At 66.8% G+C, this 20,818-nt stretch carries 21 protein-coding genes; 13 read left to right on the top strand and 8 right to left on the bottom strand.

The genetic code is table 11. The features are described from left to right. Positions 1-40: 40 nt before the first annotated feature. From ABIC21_RS07770 to ABIC21_RS07740, 7 genes are all read left to right on the top strand, one after another. Positions 41-940: a potassium channel family protein gene (locus ABIC21_RS07770; RefSeq protein ID WP_354349826.1), complete on the top strand. Its 900-nt coding sequence runs from the start codon at positions 41-43 to the stop codon at positions 938-940. A gap of 33 nt (positions 941-973) precedes the next feature. Then, entirely contained in the window at positions 974-1,723 is a 750-nt protein-coding gene (locus ABIC21_RS07765) for an ArsR/SmtB family transcription factor (protein ID WP_354349825.1), read from the top strand. 207 nt (positions 1,724-1,930) lie between these two features. Continuing rightward, complete coding sequence (locus ABIC21_RS07760) at positions 1,931-3,646, top strand: helix-turn-helix transcriptional regulator (protein WP_354349824.1); 1,716 nt, start codon at positions 1,931-1,933, stop codon at positions 3,644-3,646. A 105-nt stretch (positions 3,647-3,751) separates the two neighbouring features. Continuing rightward, on the top strand, positions 3,752-4,060 hold the full coding sequence (locus ABIC21_RS07755; RefSeq protein WP_354349823.1) for a hypothetical protein: 309 nt from the start codon (positions 3,752-3,754) through the stop codon (positions 4,058-4,060). A 37-nt stretch (positions 4,061-4,097) separates the two neighbouring features. Then, a complete protein-coding gene (locus ABIC21_RS07750; RefSeq protein ID WP_354349822.1) occupies positions 4,098-5,249 on the top strand; it encodes a flavin-containing monooxygenase in 1,152 nt (383 codons plus the stop codon). 73 nt (positions 5,250-5,322) lie between these two features. Then, positions 5,323-5,805: an SRPBCC family protein gene (locus ABIC21_RS07745; protein ID WP_354349821.1), complete on the top strand. Its 483-nt coding sequence runs from the start codon at positions 5,323-5,325 to the stop codon at positions 5,803-5,805. 429 nt (positions 5,806-6,234) lie between these two features. Then, positions 6,235-7,149: a sigma-70 family RNA polymerase sigma factor gene (locus ABIC21_RS07740; RefSeq protein WP_354349820.1), complete on the top strand. Its 915-nt coding sequence runs from the start codon at positions 6,235-6,237 to the stop codon at positions 7,147-7,149. 114 nt (positions 7,150-7,263) lie between these two features. Here the strand turns inward: ABIC21_RS07740 and ABIC21_RS07735 are convergent, their stop codons facing one another. Together ABIC21_RS07735 and ABIC21_RS07730 are read right to left on the bottom strand one after the other, a co-directional pair. Then, positions 7,264-7,644 (bottom strand): VOC family protein, encoded by a 381-nt coding sequence (locus ABIC21_RS07735; protein ID WP_354349819.1) that lies wholly within the window; start codon positions 7,642-7,644, stop codon positions 7,264-7,266. 173 nt (positions 7,645-7,817) lie between these two features. Next, positions 7,818-8,231 (bottom strand): ester cyclase, encoded by a 414-nt coding sequence (locus tag ABIC21_RS07730; RefSeq protein ID WP_354349818.1) that lies wholly within the window; start codon positions 8,229-8,231, stop codon positions 7,818-7,820. Between the two features lie 422 nt (positions 8,232-8,653). On the opposite strand from ABIC21_RS07730, the gene ABIC21_RS07725 reads away from it, so the two are divergent. From ABIC21_RS07725 to ABIC21_RS07705, 5 genes are all read left to right on the top strand, one after another. Then, a complete protein-coding gene (locus ABIC21_RS07725; RefSeq protein ID WP_354349817.1) occupies positions 8,654-10,057 on the top strand; it encodes an MFS transporter in 1,404 nt (467 codons plus the stop codon). Positions 10,058-10,104: 47 nt separating this feature from the next. Then, a complete protein-coding gene (locus ABIC21_RS07720; RefSeq protein WP_354349816.1) occupies positions 10,105-10,806 on the top strand; it encodes a FadR/GntR family transcriptional regulator in 702 nt (233 codons plus the stop codon). A 66-nt stretch (positions 10,807-10,872) separates the two neighbouring features. Then, positions 10,873-12,000 carry an acetamidase/formamidase family protein gene (locus ABIC21_RS07715; protein WP_502935967.1) on the top strand — a complete coding sequence of 376 codons (1,128 nt, stop codon included), beginning with the start codon at positions 10,873-10,875 and terminating at the stop codon, positions 11,998-12,000. Continuing rightward, positions 11,997-13,232, top strand: coding sequence for an amidase (locus ABIC21_RS07710; protein ID WP_354349815.1), 1,236 nt, complete (start codon positions 11,997-11,999; stop codon positions 13,230-13,232). Before ABIC21_RS07715 ends, ABIC21_RS07710 begins: the two co-directional genes overlap by 4 nt. Then, the gene (locus ABIC21_RS07705; protein ID WP_354349814.1) at positions 13,225-13,971 is read left to right on the top strand and encodes a YoaK family protein; all 747 of its coding nucleotides are present in this window, start codon (positions 13,225-13,227) and stop codon (positions 13,969-13,971) included. Before ABIC21_RS07710 ends, ABIC21_RS07705 begins: the two co-directional genes overlap by 8 nt. On the opposite strand, the gene ABIC21_RS07700 is transcribed toward ABIC21_RS07705, so the two are convergent. After that, positions 13,907-15,268: an MFS transporter gene (locus ABIC21_RS07700; RefSeq protein ID WP_354349813.1), complete on the bottom strand. Its 1,362-nt coding sequence runs from the start codon at positions 15,266-15,268 to the stop codon at positions 13,907-13,909. The two genes, ABIC21_RS07705 and ABIC21_RS07700, sit on opposite strands and share 65 nt — an antisense overlap. Before the next feature lie 512 nt (positions 15,269-15,780). Here ABIC21_RS07700 and ABIC21_RS07695 point away from each other — a divergent pair. Continuing rightward, positions 15,781-15,942 carry a hypothetical protein gene (locus ABIC21_RS07695; RefSeq protein ID WP_354349812.1) on the top strand — a complete coding sequence of 54 codons (162 nt, stop codon included), beginning with the start codon at positions 15,781-15,783 and terminating at the stop codon, positions 15,940-15,942. Positions 15,943-16,023: 81 nt separating this feature from the next. On the opposite strand, the gene ABIC21_RS07690 is transcribed toward ABIC21_RS07695, so the two are convergent. The 5 genes from ABIC21_RS07690 to ABIC21_RS07670 form a co-directional block, all read right to left on the bottom strand. Then, complete coding sequence (locus ABIC21_RS07690; protein ID WP_354349811.1) at positions 16,024-16,626, bottom strand: class I SAM-dependent methyltransferase; 603 nt, start codon at positions 16,624-16,626, stop codon at positions 16,024-16,026. A 79-nt stretch (positions 16,627-16,705) separates the two neighbouring features. Beyond that, entirely contained in the window at positions 16,706-17,473 is a 768-nt protein-coding gene (locus ABIC21_RS07685; RefSeq protein WP_354349810.1) for an amino acid ABC transporter ATP-binding protein, read from the bottom strand. Further along, on the bottom strand, positions 17,470-18,507 hold the full coding sequence (locus tag ABIC21_RS07680) for an amino acid ABC transporter permease (protein ID WP_354349809.1): 1,038 nt from the start codon (positions 18,505-18,507) through the stop codon (positions 17,470-17,472). The genes ABIC21_RS07685 and ABIC21_RS07680 overlap by 4 nt, the downstream gene beginning before the upstream one ends. Before the next feature lie 6 nt (positions 18,508-18,513). Beyond that, the gene (locus tag ABIC21_RS07675) at positions 18,514-19,416 is read right to left on the bottom strand and encodes an ABC transporter substrate-binding protein (RefSeq protein ID WP_354349808.1); all 903 of its coding nucleotides are present in this window, start codon (positions 19,414-19,416) and stop codon (positions 18,514-18,516) included. An 84-nt stretch (positions 19,417-19,500) separates the two neighbouring features. Then, positions 19,501-20,772, bottom strand: coding sequence for an alpha-hydroxy acid oxidase (locus ABIC21_RS07670; protein ID WP_354349807.1), 1,272 nt, complete (start codon positions 20,770-20,772; stop codon positions 19,501-19,503). Positions 20,773-20,818 lie beyond the last annotated feature (46 nt).

Genomic DNA, 20,818 nt, shown 5'->3' with positions numbered 1-20,818 from the left:
GCCTCGCGGTTTCAAGGCAGTGCCGCCCATAAGATGAGGCATGGACTTCGAAGGCACGCTCTGGACGGTTTTGGGGGCCGGGTTGGTCCTGCTGATGCTCGTTGATGTCTTTCGCACGCTCCTGTACCCGCATGGTTCCGGCCCTTTAGGCCGGGCGATCATGCGCGGATTCTGGTTGGTGTCCACAAAACTGCGGGGCCGGGGGTCCTTCATCGCTGCACCTCTGGCCATGGCCGCTGTCATTGGCGCCTGGGCAAGCCTGGCTGCCATCGGCTGGGCCCTGCTCTATCTGCCCCACCTGCCGGCCGGTTTTGTTCACGGAGCCGGTATCCCGCAGCGGGGCGACTTCGGCGAAGCGCTCTACATCTCCCTGGTCACTCTTTCCACCGTGGGGTTCGGCGACATCGTGCCGGCGGATCCGCTGCTCCGGCTGGTTGTGGCCCTCCAGGCCGTCACCGGTTTCGGGTTGCTGACGGCTACGGTCACCTGGATCCTGCAGACATACCCGGCCCTGAACCGGCGCCGGACCCTTGCCCACCAGCTGAGCCTGTTCAGGGAGGCTGCAGGTCCTGCGGGTGTGTTGGCTCTGGATCCCGGGCATGCCGCCGGACTGCTGGAGTCAATGGCCGGAAACGTGGCGTCGGTGAGCATAGACCTGCTGGCGTTCCATGAAACCTACTACTTCCGTGAAATCGAGCAGCGCGGCTCCTTGCCGGCCACGGTGGCCTACGCCCAGGAGCTGGCATCCCAGGCCCAGCGCAGCGACAGCCGTGAACTCCAGTTCGCCGGGCGGATGCTCCACGCATCGCTGGACGCCCTCGCGGAGGTCCTTCGCGGCAAATTCGGCCATGCAGGAGCCACGTCCTCCGATGTGTTCGACCATTACGAAGTGCACCACCGGCACCTGCGGCGCGGCAAACCGGATACGGACCAGCCCTAGACGTGTGACCAATCAGTCACCTATTCTGGACCTGTGGACGCCGTATTCAAGGCCCTGGCCGACTCCACCCGCCGCGATCTCCTGGATGAGCTCTTCCGGAACGACGGGCAGACCCTCCACGCCCTTGAGGCCCGCTTCGAGATGACCCGCTACGGCGTGATGAAGCACCTCAGGGTTCTGGAGGACGCCGGCCTGGTGGTGACCCGCCGTCGGGGGCGCGAGAAACTCCACTTCCTGAATCCGGTGCCCATCCGGCTGGTCCACGACCGCTGGGTGAGCAAATATGCCGAACCATGGGCCGCTGGCCTCAGCGACCTCAAAACCAGATTGGAAAGTCCCATGGAAAAGATCTTCGAAATCTACATCAAGACCACCCCGGAGCGGCTCTGGGAGGCCATCACGGACGGCGAGATCCGCAGCAAGTACCAGTTCGGCTCCGTTATCACCTCGGACTGGACACCGGGATCCCGGTTCGAGATGGCACCCAGGGGCGGAGAGCCCCTGGGCGAGGGCGAAAACCTGGAGGTGGACCCGCCCCGCCGGCTCGTTCAGAGCATGCGTGCGCTCTGGGGCGAGGACGTCAAGGCTGAGGGCACGTCCCGGGTCACCTGGGAGATCGAGCCGGTCGGCGATTCCTGCCGCCTGACCGTCACCCACGACCAGCTCCGCGAAGGCGCCAACGACCAGCTCTACGGCGGCTGGCCGATGATCCTCTCCGGACTGAAGACCTGGCTGGAAACCGGCGAACTCCTCACCACTCCCGGCTCCCTCATGTACACCTGAGGCGGCCGGCGAGCGCACCCCGGGCGCCGCCGTCGTGCTGAAACGCCCGGGCCTGCTGGCGCTTCGGCCCGCATCTTGCCGCCCCACAACCGGCGGCAGTAGCCTGAAAAGCAGATGACGGGCCGCGCCGCCCACCACCGGTTCCGGGAGGGCCGAGCCGGGCAGCGCCCACAGGCTCAGACCCGCCACCGGGAACGGGGAGGCGCGATGTCGACACTCGCACACGGCCGGGAAGCCTTCGCCGCGCGGCGCTGGCCGGACGCCGTCGGGCAGTACACCGCCGCCGACCACGACGAGGAACTTCCGGCCGGCGATCTGGAGCAGCTGGCCATCTCCGTCATCCTCACCGGCCGGGGCTCCGAGGGAGTGGACATCTTGGCCCGGGCGCACCTGAAGTACCTCGCCGACGGCGACTACGCCGCCGCCGCCCGCTGCGCCGTCTGGACCGGGATGAACCTCATCCTGCTAGGCGAACCGGCCCGCAGCGCCGGCTGGCTTGCCCGCGCCCACCGGATCGTCGAGGACCTGCCCGAGCCCTGCCCGTTCGAGGGACTGCTGTCCGTGCCTGCCGGGCTGGGCGCCCTCTACCAGGGCGACGGGGCCACCGCCGCGGAAGCCTTCAGCCGGGCCGCCGACCTCGGGCGGGCACGTGGCGACGCTGACTCGGCTGCCCTCGGGACGCTGGGCCTCGGGCAGGCAAAGATCATGCTGGGCGAGGTCGACGACGGCCTGGCCCTGCTCGACGAGGCCATGGTCGCCGTCACCGTCGGGGAAATCTCCCCCATCCCCGCCGGAATCATCTACTGCGCCGTGATCGAAACCTGCCATCTGGCCTTCGACCTGCACCGCGCCCATGAGTGGACGCGGGCGCTGGACCGGTGGTGCAACGCGCAACAGAACCTGGTGGTCTTCAGCGGCCAGTGCCAGATGCACCGGGCCGAGCTGTACCGGCTGCACGGCGCCTGGACCGACGCGGTCGAGGCGGCGAAAGCGGCGCAGGACCTCGCCGTCCGCGGCGACCGGATGGCCACCTACGGCGGCTTTTACGAACAGGGCGAAATCCACCGGCTCCGGGGCGACTTCGACGCCGCCGAGGCCTGCTACCTGCACGCCCAGGAGACCGGTTTCCCGGCGCAGCCCGGGCTGGCGCTCCTGCGCCTGGCCCAGGGCAGGCCGGACCAGGCCCAGTCCCTGCTCCGGCAGGCCATGGACGGCCTCGACCCCGCCTACCGGCGCCTGATGCTCGCCGCCCGGGTGGAGATCGACCTGGCGGCAGGCGACGCACCGGCGGCACGGGCCGCCGCGGAGGAACTGGACTCGCTGTGCGCCTCGATCGACATGCCGCTGCTGCACGCCCTCGCCGAGCAGTCCCGGGCCGCTGTTCTGTTCCACGACGGCGACCCCCAGGCTGCCCTAGTCCCGCTCCGCCGCGCATGGTCCCGCTGGCTCGGCCTCGACGCACCGTTCGAAGCCGCCCGCTCCCGCGCCCTCCTGGCCAGGCTGTGCGCCGCCGTCGGCGATGCGGAATCCGCCCGACTGGAGCGTGAGGCGGCCCGGGCAGTCTTTTCCGAGCTGGGCGCCGCGCCAGCGCTGGCGGAGCTGGAGCAATGGGAGCTGGGGCAATCGGAGCTGGGGCAATCGGAGCTGGGGCAATCGGTGCCCGCAGCGGCGGACGCCCGGACAGCCCCGGCGCCAACCACCGGGAACGACGCCCGTCACGCCGCCGACGCCGGGCCTCTCACCGCCCGCGAAGCCGAAGTGGTACGACTCGTCTCCGCCGGACTGAGCAACCGAAACATCGCCGCCGAGCTGTTCATCAGCGAGAAAACGGTGGCCCGGCACCTGAGCAATATCTTCACCAAGCTGGGCCTGACCTCCCGGGCGGCGGTGACGGCCTACGCCTACCAGCACGGACTCGCCTGACCTCCCTCCTGCATAGAAATACCCATTCCCGGTTCCTCCCCGCCACAGCGGAAATGGGTGATTCGCCCGATTCGCCGCCGCACGACGCTAAATAGCGTTAATGGCATGAACGTTTCAGTGCTCGCAGGAATGGTGTCCACCGGCCTCTTCGCGGTGAGCTACCTGCCCATGCTGCTCAAGGCCCTCCACACGAGGGACCTCGACTCCTACAGCCTGGGCTACCTCGCGCTGAGCAACGTCGCCAACGCAGTGCACTCCGTGTACGTCCTCAGCCTCCCGCCGGGGCCGATCTGGCTGCTGCACTCCTTCTACGTCGTCGCCTCCGCGCTGCTGCTCATCTGGTACCTGCGCTTACGGACCGGAACCGCAGGCACCCCGTTTCCACAGCAGCCACAGCCGGCACAGCGTTCATGACCACCCATTGCACCTGCAACACCAAGGAGGAACCACCATGAACACCACCCCAGCAACCGGCACCGGCGGCACTGGCACAGGCGGCACTGCCGCCGTCGACACCGTCATCATCGGCGGCGGACAGTCCGGCCTGGCATTGGGCTACTACCTGGCGCAGCAGCACCGGGACTTTGTCATTCTCGACGCCGGCACGCGGGTAGGCGAGGCGTGGCGGAGCCGCTGGGACTCGCTGCGCCTGTTCACCCCCGCCAAGTACAACGGCCTGCCCGGCCTGCCCTTCCCGGGCGACCCCCTCGCCTTCCCCACCAGGGACGAGCAGGCGGACTATCTGGAGGACTACGCCTCCCGGTTCCACCTGCCGGTCCGGCCCAACACGGCCGTCACCCGGCTGAGCCACGACGGGCAGCGGTTCCAGGTCACGGCCGGGACGCAGCGCTGGACGGCGGCAAACGTCGTCCTCGCCACCGGCGCCTGCCAGCTGCCCAGGACGCCGGGCTTCGCGGCGGAACTGCCGTCCGGCGTCGTGCAGCTCCACTCCCGCGACTACAGGAACCCGGCCCAGCTCCAACCCGGTCCCGTGCTGGTGGTGGGGGTGGGAAACTCCGGGGCGGAGATCGCCCTGGAGACCAGCCGCACGCACGAAACCTGGCTGGCCGGCAAGGCGAGCGGCGAGCTCCCCTTCCGGCACGGCCGGGCCGCGGCGCGCTTCGTGTTCCCGGTGGTCCGTTTCGCCGGGCTGCACGTGCTGACCACCAGCACGCCGGTCGGGCGCAGGGCGCTGCCCAAGATTGCGGCCATGGCCAGGCCGCTGATCCGCACCAAGCTCGCGGACCTGGGCGCCGCCGGCGTCCACCTGGTGCCGCGGGTCACCGGAGTCCAGGACGGCGAAGTAATGCTCGACGACGGCCAGCGCCTTCCCGTGGCAAACGTCATCTGGTGCACCGGCTTCACCGAGGCCTACCCATGGCTGGACATTCCGGCGCTGCCCGCGGACTGGCGCGAGCAGCAGCACCGCGGAATCGTGGACGCCCTGCCCGGCCTGTACCTGCTGGGGAAAGAGCTCATCTTCGCAGAAGCATCGGAGACCCTCCCCGGCGTAGGACGGGACGCCAAATACCTGGCGAAGCGGCTCGCCGCCACCCGGGCTCCGGTGCACGCAGCGGAGGTCCGGAGCGGGCTGGCGGCATAGCGCAGCAAGTCAGAGAGCCGGCTGACAGCCCGATCCGCTTCCGTTCGCGTCCGCAGGGTGCCAGAGTTGAACAATGAATGAGGTAAGCGGGAATGAGGTAACCGGGAATGAGGAAACTGGCGGGCTGGTCCTGAACCTGGAATGCACGCTCGATGCTCCCCCCGAAGAAGTCTTCAGGATGCTGACGGAATCGACCGAACTGGTGAAGTGGTGGGGTCCGCAGGACTTCACCATCCCTGCAGCCGAACTGAGCCTCACGGAAGGCGGCCACTACCGATTCCGCATGACACCGCCGGACGGCGAACCGTTCCATCTCTCCGGCGAGTTCCTGGAGATCGATCCTCCCTGGCGGCTGGTGTACACATTCCTCTGGGAGGAACCGACACCAGACGACCGGGAGACCGTCGTCGACCTCTCACTCGGGAGTACCGGCGAAGCCACGCGCCTGGTGCTCTCGCAGGGGCCGTTCCTGACGGACGAACGACTCGAGCTGCACCGCAGCGGCTGGACCGAGTCGTTCGAGAAATTGCAGGCGGTATTAAACAGTCGCACGTGATGCGGCGATGAAGTGTTCACGCGTGGTCCAATTCCCCAGTCATTGCCGAGGCGCATGCGCCGAAGCTCCACAAACACAACGCGGGGTCACTTAGCGCCCATAATTCCCCTCAGTGGGGCTGTAAGTGACCCCACGTTGCTGAGACGGAACTGGATGCCCCCAGCGCGTTGTTCGGGCATGCGGCACGACCCCACGCCGCCAGGCTGCCATTCCGGGCAGTGGGCGCCGCGCGGAGCGCCGAGCAAGACTGTGAAAAATTGGTGTGGAACGGGCGAACCGCCCCGTTAAGGCAGAAGATATTCCGGGGTTTCGGGACTGTCGAGATGCCGGTTCTAACGCCCTCTTCGGGCCCCGCCCAAGCCCCCGAACATTGTCACACCGGCCACGTAGTCTGCCTTCACGAGCTTGAACCGTCCGGCAGGGGATGACATGGCTGACAAGATTGCGGACTACCTCCACCGCCTCCGCCAATACGACCTGCTCACCGCCGAGCAGGAAGTGGAGCTGGCGCGGGAGATCGAGGCCGGACTTTTCGCGGAGCACCTCCTGGCGGACGGAACATCACGGACCGGTCAGGACACAAGGGACCTTCAGACCATCGTGCTCTTGGGCAAGCGTGCAGCCGAAGCCCTGTTCCACGCCAACCTCCGGCTCGTCGTGTCGATCGCCAAGCACTATACCCACCGCGGCCTCGACTTTGAGGACCTGATCCAGGAAGGAAACCTGGGACTGCTCAAGGCCGTCCGCAAGAACGACTTCACCAGGGGTTTCCGTTTCTCCACCTACGCCACGTGGTTCATCCGGCAAAGCATCACCCTGGCGCTGGCTAACCAGGGACGCCTTATCCGTCTGCCTCTAAACGTCGTCGAGCAGCTGCAAAACGTGAGGTCAGTGCAATGGAGAGCCGCTATGACAGGGTCCGTCTGCAGCAGCGAGGAACTTGGTGAGTTGACGGACAATTCGCTCGCAAAGATTGAGTATCTGCTGACCCTGGACAAGCCGGTCTATTCTTTGGACTCCGAGGTGCCTGACGGCCGGGGCGGAACTGAAACCCGGGCCGAACAGCTGGTGGATCCTTCCGCATACGAAGCGGCCGAAATTGTCTTCCACCAACAGCTGAAGGCCCAGGTGCATGCCGCGCTCGGCACGCTCGAGGAGCCGGACGCCGGGATCATCTCGATGCGCTTCGGCATCACGGGTGGTGCCGGAAACACCCTGGACGCCGTCGCGACAGCGTTCGGCATCACCCGCGACCGCGTCCGCCAGATCGAGGTCGCGGCCCTGAAGAAGCTCAAACACCCGTCCCGGTCCGACCTCCTGCGGCCGTATCACCTGCGTCCTTAACGCTGGATCCACGCTGAAACCGGCTCCCGCCTTGAAGGTGGGGGCCGGTTTCGCGTCGGGTTCGTGCCTGGCGGCGGCGGTGCCTGGCGGTGCTGATCGGCGCCAGACCCGGGCCTACGCGCGCTGGTTGATGTTGAGGATGTTGCCCTCGCTGTCCAGGAACCAGGCGGACTTGCCCCAGTCAGCGGTGGCAACGCCGTTCTCCGTCTTCAGGCCGGGAAAATCGTAGTCTTCAAAGACGACGCCACGGCCCCGCAGTTCCTCCATCTCGCGGTCGAGGTTGTCCGTTTCCCAGCCCATCTGGGTGTTCTTGGCTGACCCTGCATTCTCTGTCTGGTAAATAAGGAAGCTCGTCCCGTTGCCGCAGCGGTACATCACGGTGTCGGCCTCCATGGACTCGGAGGGTTCGATTCCCAGCTTGTCCCGGTAGAAATCCTTCGCTCTGTTGATGTCCTTCGCGGGGAGGACTGCCATGATGTTTGAATCCTTCAGCATGATGATCTCCTTCTGTGCGTTGATGTGTCGCAGCAATGGCGATGCTCTCCCCCCGGCTTCGGTCCCGGGCCATCATTGGCGCGAGGGTCCCCGGAGCTTATGTGGTCATTATGGACCGATTTGGGCCTGCGGAAACAGGGGATCAGAACCGCTGACGAACGACGGCTGCCGCCCTACGTAGGCACTGCGCCGATCTGTTGCATGAGGGCCATCATGTCCGTGGCTCCCCAATGCTCGACGACCTTGCCGCCGTCGACGCGGATGATGTCGATGCCGCTGAATTCGACGCTCCGGCCGGTGGGCTCGACACCCATCAGTTCACCCTGGTGCGTGCCGGTCAGGACCACGTACAGCGCCTCCAGATTTCCGTCCACAAGCGCCGGTTCGCTTGTCGTGGCCCTGAGATCCGGGAATGCCGCCCGCATCGTGTTGACGAAGAACCCGACACCGTCCTTGGAGGGCGATTGTCCCGGAAGGGGATCGTGATCGACAAAGTCATCGCTCACCAATTCGTCGATCAGGGCGAGATTTCCGTCCCCAACCACCTCGGTGTAGAACCGCTTGATCAATCCAGTTCCTTCAGCCATTTCCGACTCCTTACAGGCGAGAGACCGAATTGGATCCCCCCGGCGCGTTTCACCGCCCGACGCGCAGACCCAGACCCATCAGACCCCGCCGGGCAACGCCCCGCGGGTCGCCGATGAATCTGTGAAGGCAGTGAGGAACGGGCGAATCGCCCCGTTAAGGCCGAAGGTATTCCGGGGTTCCAAGCGTGTCAAGATGCCTCGACTACTGGCGCTCCTGGCACCGCCGCTCAGCGACTCTCTCCCCGTCGAGCGCCGCACCGACAACGCCACGCGCAACAGAAACGACATCTGAATGGTCCTATGCGTCGGCCAAGAGACGACCATGTAAACGGGATGTAAAAGCCCGTTTCGCGGCCGTAAATTGCTCCTAACCCCCGGAAAATCAAGGATTTTGCCCCCTAGCTTGGTAATTGGTTCTACCAATGAACCAATCAGCCAAGAGCCTCCAGGAGCATCCCTTGAACGTTTCCACCGCAGAAAAGCCAGGCACCACACCGCCCGGCACGGCCGCCACCCCGGCCGCCGCCGCAACCGGGACCACCCGCCGTCGGCTCCTTCCGGTCAGCGGAAAACGGCCAGGACCGGTCGCTGTCACCGTCCTGTTCTCCCTGGGCTGGGTCTTTATGTACGCGGACCGCAACATCCTCTCGCCGGTCATGAGCGTCATCCAGGAGCAGTGGGGCCTGAATCGGGGCCAGCTCGGCCTAATGTCCACCGTCTTCTTCCTGACGTACGCGCTCATGCAGATCCCCACCGGCTACATCGCCGACCGGATCGGCCGCGTCAAGGTGGTGGTGGCCGGCTACGTGGTCTTCGGCATCGGCACCATCCTCAGCGGTTTCGCCCCCGGCTTCATGATCTTCCTGCTGATGCGCGCCTTCACCGGGATTGGCGAAGGAACCTTCTACAGCCCCGTCTACGGCATCTCCTCCAGCTACATCTCGGACAAATGGCGCGGCGTCTCCGCCGCACTGATCAACAGCGGCATGGCCGTGGGCATCTCGCTCGGCTTCATCGGCTCGAGCTACCTCACTTTCACGCTCGGCCTGGAATGGCACGTCACTTTCCTCGTCTTCGGCGCTGCCACCCTGATCGTCGCGTTCCTGATCAACTACTACCTTTCCCCGATCGACGCCGAGCACAAGGCCCAGGCCGTCAAGACCGCCGAGGCTGAACTGAACGGGGCGGCTCCGGCCGTCAAGGAATCCAACAAGGCGCTCTTCACCCGCAACCACCTCCTGACCTATGTGCTGATATTCTGCTCCCTCTACGGTTTCTTCTCGATGCTGACCTGGCTGCCCACCTACCTCCAGCAGGCCCGCGACGTTGCCCCCTCGCAGACGGGCATCATCGCCTCGCTGGTCCCCTGGGCCTCCATCCCGGGTGCCATCCTGCTCAGCATGCTGGCCCGCCGCCTCCGCAACACCCGCCCGCTGATCGTGCTCCTGGCCGTCCTCGGCGGACTGTGCCAGATCCTGGTTCCGATGACCGGCGAATACTCGCTCATGATCGTCGGCCTCGTGGTCTACGGCCTGGTCGGAAAGCTTGCCCTGGACCCCATCCTCATCGCCTTCCTGGCGGAAAACACCCCGCGGTCCATGTACTCCCGGGCCTACGGCTACTTCAACTTCGCCGGTATGCTCTCCTCCATCTTTGCCCCGTACATCACCGGCGCCCTCGCGGATGCGACGGGCGCCCTCGAAGCCGGCTTCTACCTCTCCGCAGTGCTGCTCCTGATCGGCGCGGTCGCGTTCTGCTTCACGAAGCCGGCGGCCGTGGCCGGGCTGGAACCGGCCGCCGGGCCTGTCCTGCAGTCCGCCAAGTAGCCCCCGACGCCGTTCCCTCCCCGCACAGCCCGCAGAAAGGCCGCACCGTGACCCCGAGTACAGACCCCCGCCCCACCCTTCGGCGCAGCGCCCCGAGGAGCGCGGAAGTGGCCGCCTACCTCGAACGGGAGATCGCATCCCGGGGCCTGCTCCCCGGGGACAAACTCCCCACCGAGCGCGAGCTGGCGGCGCAATTGTCTGTCTCGCGGGCCACGGTGCGGTCCGCCCTGCAGGAGCTCGAAAGCAAGCACCTGCTGGAACGCACCCAGGGCCGCGGAACACTCGTGGCCGCACCACCGGCGCCGGTGAGCGAGCTCTACGCCCGGCTCGCCGGCGTCGGGCATGCACAGCAGGACGTGGCCGAACTGCGCGGATCGATGGAACCCCTGGTGGCCGAACTCGCCGCGGTGCGCTCCAGCGCGGCGGACCTGATCCAGCTCCAGGACGTGCTCAACAGCTCCAACGAACACCTCTCCCCCGAGGAGGCCCTGCGGCTGGACATCCAGTTCCACACGATCCTGGCCCAGGCCGCCCGGAACCAGCTGATGGCGACCGTCCTCACGCTGACCAGCTCATGGACCACCGATGTCCGGCTCCGCTCCCACTCCACCCTCGAGGGCCGTCGGAGCTCGATCGAGGGCCACCGCCACATTCTCGACGCCATCGAAGCCCGGGACGCCACCGGCGCGGGCATCGCCATGCGCGACCACCTGGCCGACGTCGCAATCCTGATCCGGGGCTGCGAATGACACCACCCTGCACCCCGCCCCTCACCACCCTGACCCTGCCGCTCCCCACCCGACCGGAGAACACCCGTGACCACCGCCCTGATCCCGTCCGCTCCCGCAATCCCGTCCGTCCCCGCCCGCGCGCTGCAGCCCTGGGACGGCATCCAGGACGGAACCTGTTACCTGCCTTCCGCCACGGAAAATGTGCTCTGGGGGTCCCTCCCCTGTGCCGGTGACCGGCCCGTCCTCAGCATCGACGCCGGCACCGACGTCACCATCGACACCATCAGCCATGAAGGCATCCTTGAGGACCAGGGCCGGGATCCCCGGGCGTTCTTCGGATCCCACGGGGTCGACGCCGGAATGGTCCTGCGGGACGCCGTCGAGCTGGCAGCCTCGGGCATCCAGCGGCTGGCCGGCGGGCTGGGTCCGCACGTGGTGACCGGCCCCATCGCCGTCAAGGGCGCCCGGCCCGGGGACCTGCTGAAGATCACCGTGCTGGAGACAACGCCCCGGGTGCCCTATGGAGTGATCTCCAGCCGCCACGGCCGGGGTTCCCTGAGCGGCGAGTTCCCGCTCGGGCCGGACACATACAGCGCCTTCGCCACCGTCCGCGACGCCAACGACGGCACCCCCTCCGGCTGGTTGCCGCTGCGTCCAGGGGCGGAGCCCTCCGTGCATTTCCCGCTCAAACCTTTCCTGGGCATCATGGGGGTCGCTGTGGACGGCACGCAGCGGCCGCACTCGGTCCCACCGGGCACCCACGGTGGCAACATCGACATCAACCTCCTGACCGCGGGCAGCTCGCTCTACCTGCCGGTCCAGGTCCCCGATGCGCTGGCTTATGTGGGCGATCCGCACTTCGCCCAGGGCGACGGGGAGGTCTCGCTGACCGCCATGGAAGCCTCGCTCCGGGTGAAGCTGCGGTTCGACGTCGTCCCGCAGGACGAGGCGGTGCGCAACTTCGGCGTCCTCGGCGGCCCGATGGCGCAGACCCCGGAGTTCCTGGTCCCCACCGGAATGGACGAGGACCTCGACACCGCCGTGCAGAACTGCGTCCGCGCCGCCGTCGGGCTGCTCCAGGCCCGCTACGGCATGGACCCCAGCCTGGCCTACGCCTACCTCAGCGCCGCCACGGACTTCAATATCTCCCAGGTGGTTGACCTCGTCAAAGGGGTCCACGCCCGCATCCGGGTTGAGGACTTCCTCCCGTGACGGCAGGGTCGGGGACCCGAACGCCGGCGGATCCGGCCGTGTGGCGCGAAACGGGCAGCCCCTTGCTGCTGGCCACCGGCGCCGGCCTGCTGACCGGCATGTCCGTCGCGGTCAAGGACCTGTTCGCGCTGGAAGGCTTTCGGATCGGGGCCGGCAACGAGGAATGGCTCGCCGGGGCTGAAACGGAAACGACGACGGCGCCCGCGGCCGTCGCGTTGCTGGCGGCCGGCGCCGTGGTGGCCGGGATCGCCCGGACGGACGAGTTCGCCTACAGCCTGGCCGGCACAAATTCGCACTACGGCACGCCGCCCAACCCCCAGGCGCCGGGCAGGATCAGTGGCGGGTCCTCGTCAGGGTCCGCGAGCGCGGTCTCGCTGGGCCAGGCCACCATTGGCCTGGGGACGGACACCGGCGGGTCCATCCGCGTTCCGTCCGCCTACCAGGGACTCTTCGGCATCCGCACCACCCACGGCGCGGTATCGACCGCAGGGGTGCTCCCCCTGGCCCCGTCCTTAGACACGGTCGGCTGGATGGCCCGGGATGCGGCGACGCTTGCCGCCGTCGGCAGTGTCCTGCTCCCGCAGCGGCCCGCAATGCCGCTGGCGGACGCGGCCTTCGTGCCGGAACTGCTCGCCCTGGCGGAGCCTGACGTGGGCCGGGCCGTGAAGGAATGCCTCAACGACTGGGCCGGAACCCCGGGCCTGCCTCGCCTGGACGCACCATCCCTGCGGACCGGGGACCTCCCCGAATGGCTTACAGCCTTCCAGACCGTCCAGGGACACGAGGCCTGGCAGCAGCACGGCCCGTGGGTGATCCGGCACTGGGACTCCCTCGGCCCCGACGTGGCCGGCCGGTTCCGGGCCGCTTCCCGGATTGAGCAGCGCCAGGCCGATGACGCGCGGGACGTGCTCCGCGCCGCCCGGCAGCACATCCGGGCCGTGGTGGGCGGCGGCCTGCTGGTGCTCCCCTCGGCGTCGTCCGTGGCGCCGCTGCTCAGCGACGCCGCCCTGGGCGGGCACGTCATCGAGCGGGTGCGCCGCGCCACCATGACGCTGAGCTGCATCGCCGGGATCGCCGGGCTGCCCGCCGTGAACCTGCCCCTGACCACCGAAGACGGCCTCCCCTGCGGGCTGAGCGTCATAGGCCCGGCCAGCCGCGACGCCGAACTCCTCGCCCTGGCGGTCCGCCTCAGCGGGTCGCTCCTCTCCCCACGAAAGGCCTCCCTTGCTTAACCGCCTGAAATCCTCCGGTCCCGGCCGGCTCCACTTGATCCTTATGCTGGTGCTGACGTTTTCCACCGGGGTTATCGATGCCGTCGGCTACCTGGGCCTTGACCGTGTTTTCACCGGCAATATGACCGGCAACGTCGTGATCCTGGGGATGGCCTTCGTGGGGGCGGATGAGCTGCCCGTGCTGGGACCGGCGATTGCCCTGGCGGGCTTTGTGGTCGGCGCCGTTATCGCTGGCAGGATCCTGCGCCCCGAAGCCTCGGGCTGGAGCCGGCGCACCACCGCCCTCTTGACGGCCGTCGGACTGGTCATGGCCGCTGTTGCCGCCGTCTTGTTCGTCGTCCCGCCGCACGCCGGGAGTCCGATTACCCTGATCATCACGGCGGCCCTCGCTCTGGCCATGGGTCTCCAGGCCGCGACAGCCCGGCATCTGAGCGTCAAGGACGTCACGACGGTGGTGGTGACGTCTACACTGACCGGGCTGGCCGCAGATTCCCGGCTGGGCGGCGGAACCGGCGCCCACTGGGGCCGGCGGCTCGGCGCCGTGGTGCTGATCCTGGTGGGCGCCGCGGCCGGTGCGGCGCTCCTCCAGGTCCATGTCGGGCTGGGTGTCCTGCTGACGGCGCTGCTGAGCCTGGGCGTGGCGGTCACCGGTGGCATCGCCCGGCGCCGGACGTCTAGCCCCGCCGCTCCCGCCACATCAACGACACCACCAACACCACCGCGCCGAGTCCCAGCATGACAAAAACCATCAGCCCCCAGTTGGCCTGGTTCACTCCTGTGCCGTAGAAGATGCCGATCAGCACGGTGGCCGTGATCGCGCCGAGGTAACGGCACGTCTGGAAGATCCCGGCGGCCACCCCGCGCTCCTCCGGCCGGGTGGAGAGGTACATGCCCTGGTTATAGGCGATGCTGGCCACCCCATACGGCACGCCCAAGAACGCGGTCAGCGCCAGCACCAACGGAATGGCGAACGAGGCGGTCAGCAGCCACATCGTCCCAGAGGCCACAATGAGTAGAACAACGCCGGAGACCAGCACCCGCTTGACCCCGATTCGGTCGATAGCGCGGACTGCTAGAGGCGTCACCACCACCGACATTGCGGCCAGCGGCAGCATCAACAGGCCCACCACCCCGGGTTCGTAGCCGCCGGCTTCCTGCAGGAGCTGCGGCAGGCCGAAGAACGCGAAATAGTAGACAGCGCTGAACAGGGCGAAGCCCAGATAAACCAGCAGCAGCGGCCGGTTCCTGCCCAGCAGCCGCAGGTCCAGGAACGGCGGGGCGAAGCGCAGCTCGCGCCACACGAAGAGAACTGCCAGCAGCGTGCCTGCGCCCAGCAGCCACCAGCGGTAGGCCGGCAGCACGTTGAGCAGCGCCATCATCACCAGGACCATGGAGCCGATGAAGGCGAGGATGCCGGGGAGGTCCGAGTCCCGCAGCAGCTCCGAGGCCCGGCCGCTTTCCCGGTCCTCGTCCGCCGGGGCGAAACGGCGGACCAGGATGATCGCTGCCAGCGCCAGCGGGACGTTGATAAGGAACAGGGCTTCCCAGCCGACGAAGCCCACCAATAATCCACCGACCACCGGTCCGACCGCGGCCGCGGAGGTGTTGGCCATCTGGATCCGGCCCAGCGGCCGGGTGGACTTCACGTTCGCCTGCCGGGCCAGCGCCCCGACCATCACAACGGCGCTCGGGTATGCCGCGGCCGTGCCGAAGGCCATGACGGCGCGGGCCACGCACAGCACAGCAAAGTTTGGCGCGAACGGGGCCAGCGCGCAGGTCACCGCGACCAGTGCCATGCCGATCATGAACAGCCGCCGCGGGCCGAACCGGTCCGCCAGCCGGCCCATCAGCGGCTGGCCGGCCGCCGAGGTGAGGTAGAAAGAGGTGATCACCCAGGTGACGGTGGCGACGTCGAGCCCGAAGTCCGCGCGCAGCACCACCAGGGCGACGGCGATCATCGAGGAGTTCAGCGGGTTCAGGGCCGTGCCCAGGCTGAGTCCTGCGACGGCGAGACCCGTCCGGGGAGAGTTGCTCACGGCAACAGTCTGTCCCACGGTGCCCGCCAAAATCGAACCGGACGGAAATTCCCGCGGCGACGGGCCGGCTTACGGCACGGAACACGTGGACGTCAGCGGCCCCTGCCAGCTGCCGAGGCCACACTTTTCGGGTAGCAGATCGTCATCGTTGCAGACTTGTAGCCAACGGGACGGTGTCCGATCGGTGACTTTGCCCGGTGCCACCGGAAGATGGATCCGGCCTCGGCGACGAGATCATTTGATCAAGCAAAGAAAATGAATGGGGAGATATGAAGAAAGCGTTGGCGTTGGGTGCCGTCCTGTGTCTGGCACTGTCCGGTTGTGCAGGGGGAAGCACGCCGCAGGCCGCTCCGACGGTCACGCATACCGTGACTCAGACAGCTACCGTTACCGTTACAGCTGCCCCGGTAACCGTTGCGGCTGCGGCCCCTGTGGTTGCCGCGCCAGCTGCTCCGGCCGCGCCCCTGACGGCTGTCATTCCGGCAGTCGTAGCGGGGACTAACGCCGCAGCATTGGACGAGGAGTTGACGGCTCTGGGCTTCACGAAGGTCGTGTACAACGCGGACACAGGAAAGACCGTTCTCTTGCTCAGAAACTGGACTGTAACTGGCATCGACAATCCCGGCGTAGAACAGTCGATTGACAAGACTGTCGTCGTCCACGTGACAAAGTAGTCCACCGGACTCCGACGCGGGCGGGACTGACCAGGTTAGTCCGCGTCGGAGCGATGTCTGCGCAAACAGCCATTCAGCGGGTCACGGTTTCCGGGCGATGACGTCGTAGATGTGCCAGTGCTTGGGACCGCGGAAGGACTGCCCGTCGTCGTCGTAGACCTCGAACTTCAGGATCTCCAGCCCGTCGAACAGTTGCCGAGCCCCGGCTTCGGTGTGGAAGTTCCACTCCGGGACGTCCGCCCAGGAGTCCCGGTCGCCGAACAGGTTCACGGCCACGACGCCCCTGGGCCGAAGCGCATCCAGCATCACGGCCCAGAACCCACTGAACTTGTCCGGGTGGATGAACGGCAGCGAATAGCCGGCGAAGATGAGGTCCGCCCGGGGAAGTGCCCGGAGGTCCTGGAAGGCCCGCATCTCGATGCTGAGCCGGCCGTCCGCGTCCGCCGGGGCGATTCCCAGGAGCCGGTCCCGGGTGTCAGGCAGCGAGTCGACGGCGTGCACGCGCCAGCCGCCGGCCAGCATCGCCAGCGTTTCCTTCCCGGCGCCGCAGCCGAGGTCGATGGCCTGGCGGCCGTTGCCCGGACCGGCGAGCGCCATGGCGTCCAGGCAGAGGGAGCGCACGGGACGCTCCGCCTGGGCCGCGTTGTAGTCCGCCCAGACTTTGCTGTCCGCGAGGCTTTCCACGACTTCATTTTTCCACTCGCGCGGCGGCGAAGCCACAGGTTCGGGTCCGGCCACGCCCGCCGCCGCGCGGTCACCTGCCTTAGAGAACCTTGGAGAGGAACGCCTTGGTCCGGTCGTGCTGCGGATTGCCCAGGATCTCCCGCGGTGGTCCGGCCTCCACCACCACGCCTTCGTCCATAAAGACGAGCGTGTCCGCCACTTCGCGGGCGAACCCCATCTCGTGGGTCACCACGATCATGGTCATGCCGCTCTTGGCCAGTTCCTTCATCACGTCGAGCACCTCGCCCACGAGTTCGGGGTCCAGGGCACTGGTCGGCTCGTCAAAGAGCATCAGCTTGGGATCCATGGCCAGGGCGCGGGCGATGGCCACCCGTTGCTGCTGCCCGCCGGACAGGTGCGCCGGATAGGCGTCCCCCTTGTCGCCCAGGCCCACACGATCCAGCAGTTCCATGGCCCGGGCGGTGGCGTTGGCCTTGGAAATACCCTTCACCCGCATGGGCGCCAGGATGATGTTCTCCACCGCGGTCAGGTGCGGAAACAGGTTGAACCGCTGGAACACCATCCCGATTTCCTGACGCTGGAAGGCTGCTTCCTTGAGCTTCAGCTCGTAGAGCTTGTCTCCCTTTTGGCGGTAGCCAACCAGCTGTCCGTCGACCGAAAGCCGGCCGCCGTCAACCCGTTCCAGGTGGTTGATGCAGCGCAGGAAGGTCGACTTGCCCGACCCGCTAGGGCCCACGATACAGAGCACCTCGCCGGGGTCGACCTCGAGACTGATCCCGCGCAGCACCTTGTTGGTGCCGAAATTCTTGGAGACCCGCTCCGCAAGCACCATCGGCGCGTCCGTCATCCTTTTCCTCCAAAATCTGTGCCGATCGGCGGGGCGGGCTCGCCGGGAACCGCCGTCGGCGCCGGTCCCGGCGTCGCCGGTTCCTTGCCCGTCTTGACCCGCCCGGTTCCGCGGGAGAACCGCTTCTCAATGAAGTGCTGTCCCACCATCAGGATGGAGGTGAACAGCAGGTACCAGAGGGACGCGACAATCAGCAGCGGCACCGGCGTGAACGTCACCGCGGAAATACCGCGGGACACACCGTACAGGTCAATGCTCAACGGGATCGCGGCGACCAGGGAGGTGGTCTTGAGCATCGAGATCACCTCGTTGCCGGTGGGCGGAATGATGATTTTCATCGCCTGCGGAACCACGACGTACCGCATCGTCTGGCCCCAGGACATGGCCAGCGCCGTCGATGCTTCCTCCTGGCCCTGGTCCACGGACAACAGCCCGGCGCGCACGATTTCGGACATGTACGCGGCTTCGTTCAGGGCCAGCCCGATCACGGCGGTGATGAAGAGGTTGGTGAAGATCTCATTCGGGACGGTGACCCACGGCTCCATAAACGGAACGCCCAGCGTGAACACCGGATAGATCAGGGACACGATGCCCCAGAAGACCAGCTGCACGTAGACCGGGGTTCCCCGGAAGATCCAGATATACAGCCAGGCAATGCTCTTCAGCACCGGGTTGGGCGACAGCCGCATGATGGCCAGCAGCAGGCCGATCACGATCGCGCCGATCATCGCGTAGATGGTCAGCCACAACGTCACCCAGGCAGCCTGGCTGATCCGGCGGTCGAAAATGTACTTGCCCACGTCAGGCCAGCCATAGTCCGCGCGCTGGGCGGCGTCCAGCACAAAGACCGCCAGCCCGAGGACGAGGAGTACCGCCACCACGTTCCGCCAGGGGTGGCGCAGCGGGATGGCGACGATCGCTTCCGGCGGCGCGTCGTCATCGTGCCGCCCGCGTCCGGCCCGCGGCGTCCTGCCGGACGCCCCGGTTTTGCCCGGTTCCGCCTCAATCATCCGGTCGGATTCCGGCTCGCTCATCTGCTATCACCCTTTGGCTGCCACGTTGAGGTCCGCCGTCTTGACGCCGCCGGCCTCCACGCCCCACTTGGAGAGGATCTTGTTGTAGGTGCCGTCGTCGATCAGCGTCTGGAGGGCCTTCTGCAGGACGGGCGTGAATTCGCTGCCCTTGGCTACCGGCATCCCGTAGGGTGCCACTTCAAAAGCATCGCCGGCGGTCTCCAGCTTGTCCTTGGTCTTGGAGATCGCGTATAGGGTCACCGGGGAATCGGCACTCATCGCGTCCACCTGTCCCACCACCAGGGCGTTGGTGGCCTGGTCCTGGGCGTCGTACTTGAAGATGGTGATGGCGGGCTTGCCGGCGTCGGTGCAGGCCTTGGACTTCGCCGGCACCTCGTGCGTGTCCTGGTAGGTGGTGGCCTGGACGGCAACCTTGAGCCCACAGGCGTTCTCGGGGTCCACGGTCTTGCCCTTCGGGGCGGCCCACTGGATTCCGGCGGAGTAGTAGTTGACGAAATCGACCTGCTGTTCACGTTCCAGGGTGTCGGTGAAGGAGGAGACGCCGATGTCGTCCTTTCCTGCCTTCACGGCCGGAAGGATGTTGTCGAAGGTGCCGATGTCGAAGTTGACCTTCAGGCCCATGACCTGGCCCAGGGCGTTGGTGAGGTCCACGGCCCAGCCGGCCGGCGCACCGTTGTCGTCCTTGAACTCGTTGGGCGGGTAGTTGTTGGCCATGCCGACGTTGAGCACGCCCGCGGTCTTCATCTTCTCCGGGAGCATCGCGGCGATGGAGTCATTCTTTTTCACCTCGATGGCATCGGCGCTTCCGGAGGCCGCGCCGGTGGCGGCCGGTGCGCTGTTGTCGACGCAGCCGGAGAGTGCGAGTGCCGTGGCTATGGTGAGAACGGGAAGTACGTATCGGGTGCGCATGGTTTCCTTAGCTGTTCAGAGTGTTCCGTGGTTCCCGCAAGTCTGCGGGAGGAGGGCACTGGGTGCCTGCAAGTTCAGAACTCGTTAGTGCGTGTTGCCTGACGCTGTAGTTTCAATGGTTTCTCCGGAATGACGGATGTCCCGCAGAATTTCCCCGCCCCGAGCTTTCAACTCCGAAATGCTGGAAACGCCCACTAACGTCATCGTACGCCGCAGCTCGTCCGCGAAGATCTCAATGATGCGCCCGACGCCGGGCGAGCCCGCCGCCACCAATCCGTACAGGTAGGCCCTGCCGATCGAGCAGGAATCAGCGCCCAGCGCCAGCGCCTTGAGGACGTCGCTGCCCCGGCGGATTCCCGAGTCCACATAGATCTCAAGTGAGTCGCCCACCCGCTGCCGGGATTCCTGCAGCACATCCATCGGACTCAGCATGTGGTCGAGTTGGCGGCCGCCGTGGTTGCTCAGCTGGACGGCATCCAGGCCGATCCGGGCGGCCTTTGCGACGTCGGCCGGGTTGACGCAGCCTTTGAGCACGATCTTGCCGTGCCAGGCCTGCCGCAAGGCCTCCAGTTCCTTCCATCCGCTGGTGGCATCCGAATGGCCCAGGATGTGCTGCCACATGGAGGGTGTAACCACAGACGTGGCCGCGGGACTGCGCGGATCCAGGTTTGGAAAGCTGATGCCGTCCGATTTGAGGAAGTTGATCCACCAGGCGGGGCGCCGGGCGATATCCGCGATGGTTGACAGCGTCAGTGCAGGCGGGGCAGTAAAGCCGTTGTGCAGGTCCCGTTCCCTGGATCCCAGTGCGCGCGTGTCGACGCCGACAATCAGGGTGTTGAATCCGGCGGCTTCGCAGCGCACCAGTTTGTCCTTGAGGGCCTGGGCGTCGGAGGTGAGCCCGAAGTTGAACCAGCGGTCGAGTCCCGGGTGGTTCTCCGCAATGGTTTCCATGGCCACGGTGCTTAGCCCGGCCAGTCCGTAGGGGATGTGTGCCCGGTCGGCGGCGGCCGCGACGGCCAGCTCGCCCTCGGGATGAAACAGCCGGGTTGCGCCGGTGGGCGTCAAGGTCAGGGGCAGGGCGCTGCTTCTTCCGAGCAGGGTCGTGCTGGTATCGGGTCCGGAGACCGGGCCCCAGCTGGGCATCAGCGCCCAGGAGTCGAAGACGGCGCGGTTGCGCCGAAGCGTCACTTCGTCCTCGGAGCCGCCGTCGAGGTAATCGAAGATCCCGGCCGGCAGGACCCGCTGTGCCGATTTCCGGTACTCCTCGACGTTGAACGCGTTGGCCAGGACCCGGCGTCGGCGTGAGAGGACGGGGGCCTTCACCTGGATGAGCTGCCGGGCATCGCTGATTTTCAAGTAGGGCCTTTCTCTCGCTGTCCTGCGTTATGGTTCAGCGTAGGAA

Origin of the sequence: Pseudarthrobacter sp. PvP090, from assembly GCF_040547365.1 — a bacterium.
GTDB lineage: Bacteria > Actinomycetota > Actinomycetes > Actinomycetales > Micrococcaceae > Arthrobacter.
Note: the sequence above shows the minus strand (reverse complement) of the source record. Positions and strands in the feature narration are given on the sequence as shown.

What these genes read in the sequence shown, in the direction of transcription:
- ABIC21_RS07770 (WP_354349826.1), top strand. Translation starts at nt 41, where the DNA reads ATGGACTTCGAAGGCACGCTCTGGACGGTTTTGGGGGCCGGGTTGGTC.
- ABIC21_RS07760 (WP_354349824.1), top strand. Translation starts at nt 1,931, where the DNA reads ATGTCGACACTCGCACACGGCCGGGAAGCCTTCGCCGCGCGGCGCTGG.
- ABIC21_RS07755 (WP_354349823.1), top strand. Translation starts at nt 3,752, where the DNA reads ATGAACGTTTCAGTGCTCGCAGGAATGGTGTCCACCGGCCTCTTCGCG.
- ABIC21_RS07750 (WP_354349822.1), top strand. Translation starts at nt 4,098, where the DNA reads ATGAACACCACCCCAGCAACCGGCACCGGCGGCACTGGCACAGGCGGC.
- ABIC21_RS07745 (WP_354349821.1), top strand. Translation starts at nt 5,323, where the DNA reads ATGAATGAGGTAAGCGGGAATGAGGTAACCGGGAATGAGGAAACTGGC.
- ABIC21_RS07740 (WP_354349820.1), top strand. Translation starts at nt 6,235, where the DNA reads ATGGCTGACAAGATTGCGGACTACCTCCACCGCCTCCGCCAATACGAC.
- ABIC21_RS07735 (WP_354349819.1), bottom strand. Translation starts at nt 7,644, where the DNA reads ATGCTGAAGGATTCAAACATCATGGCAGTCCTCCCCGCGAAGGACATC.
- ABIC21_RS07730 (WP_354349818.1), bottom strand. Translation starts at nt 8,231, where the DNA reads ATGGCTGAAGGAACTGGATTGATCAAGCGGTTCTACACCGAGGTGGTT.
- ABIC21_RS07725 (WP_354349817.1), top strand. Translation starts at nt 8,654, where the DNA reads ATGAACCAATCAGCCAAGAGCCTCCAGGAGCATCCCTTGAACGTTTCC.
- ABIC21_RS07685 (WP_354349810.1), bottom strand. Translation starts at nt 17,473, where the DNA reads ATGACGGACGCGCCGATGGTGCTTGCGGAGCGGGTCTCCAAGAATTTC.
- ABIC21_RS07680 (WP_354349809.1), bottom strand. Translation starts at nt 18,507, where the DNA reads ATGAGCGAGCCGGAATCCGACCGGATGATTGAGGCGGAACCGGGCAAA.
- ABIC21_RS07675 (WP_354349808.1), bottom strand. Translation starts at nt 19,416, where the DNA reads ATGCGCACCCGATACGTACTTCCCGTTCTCACCATAGCCACGGCACTC.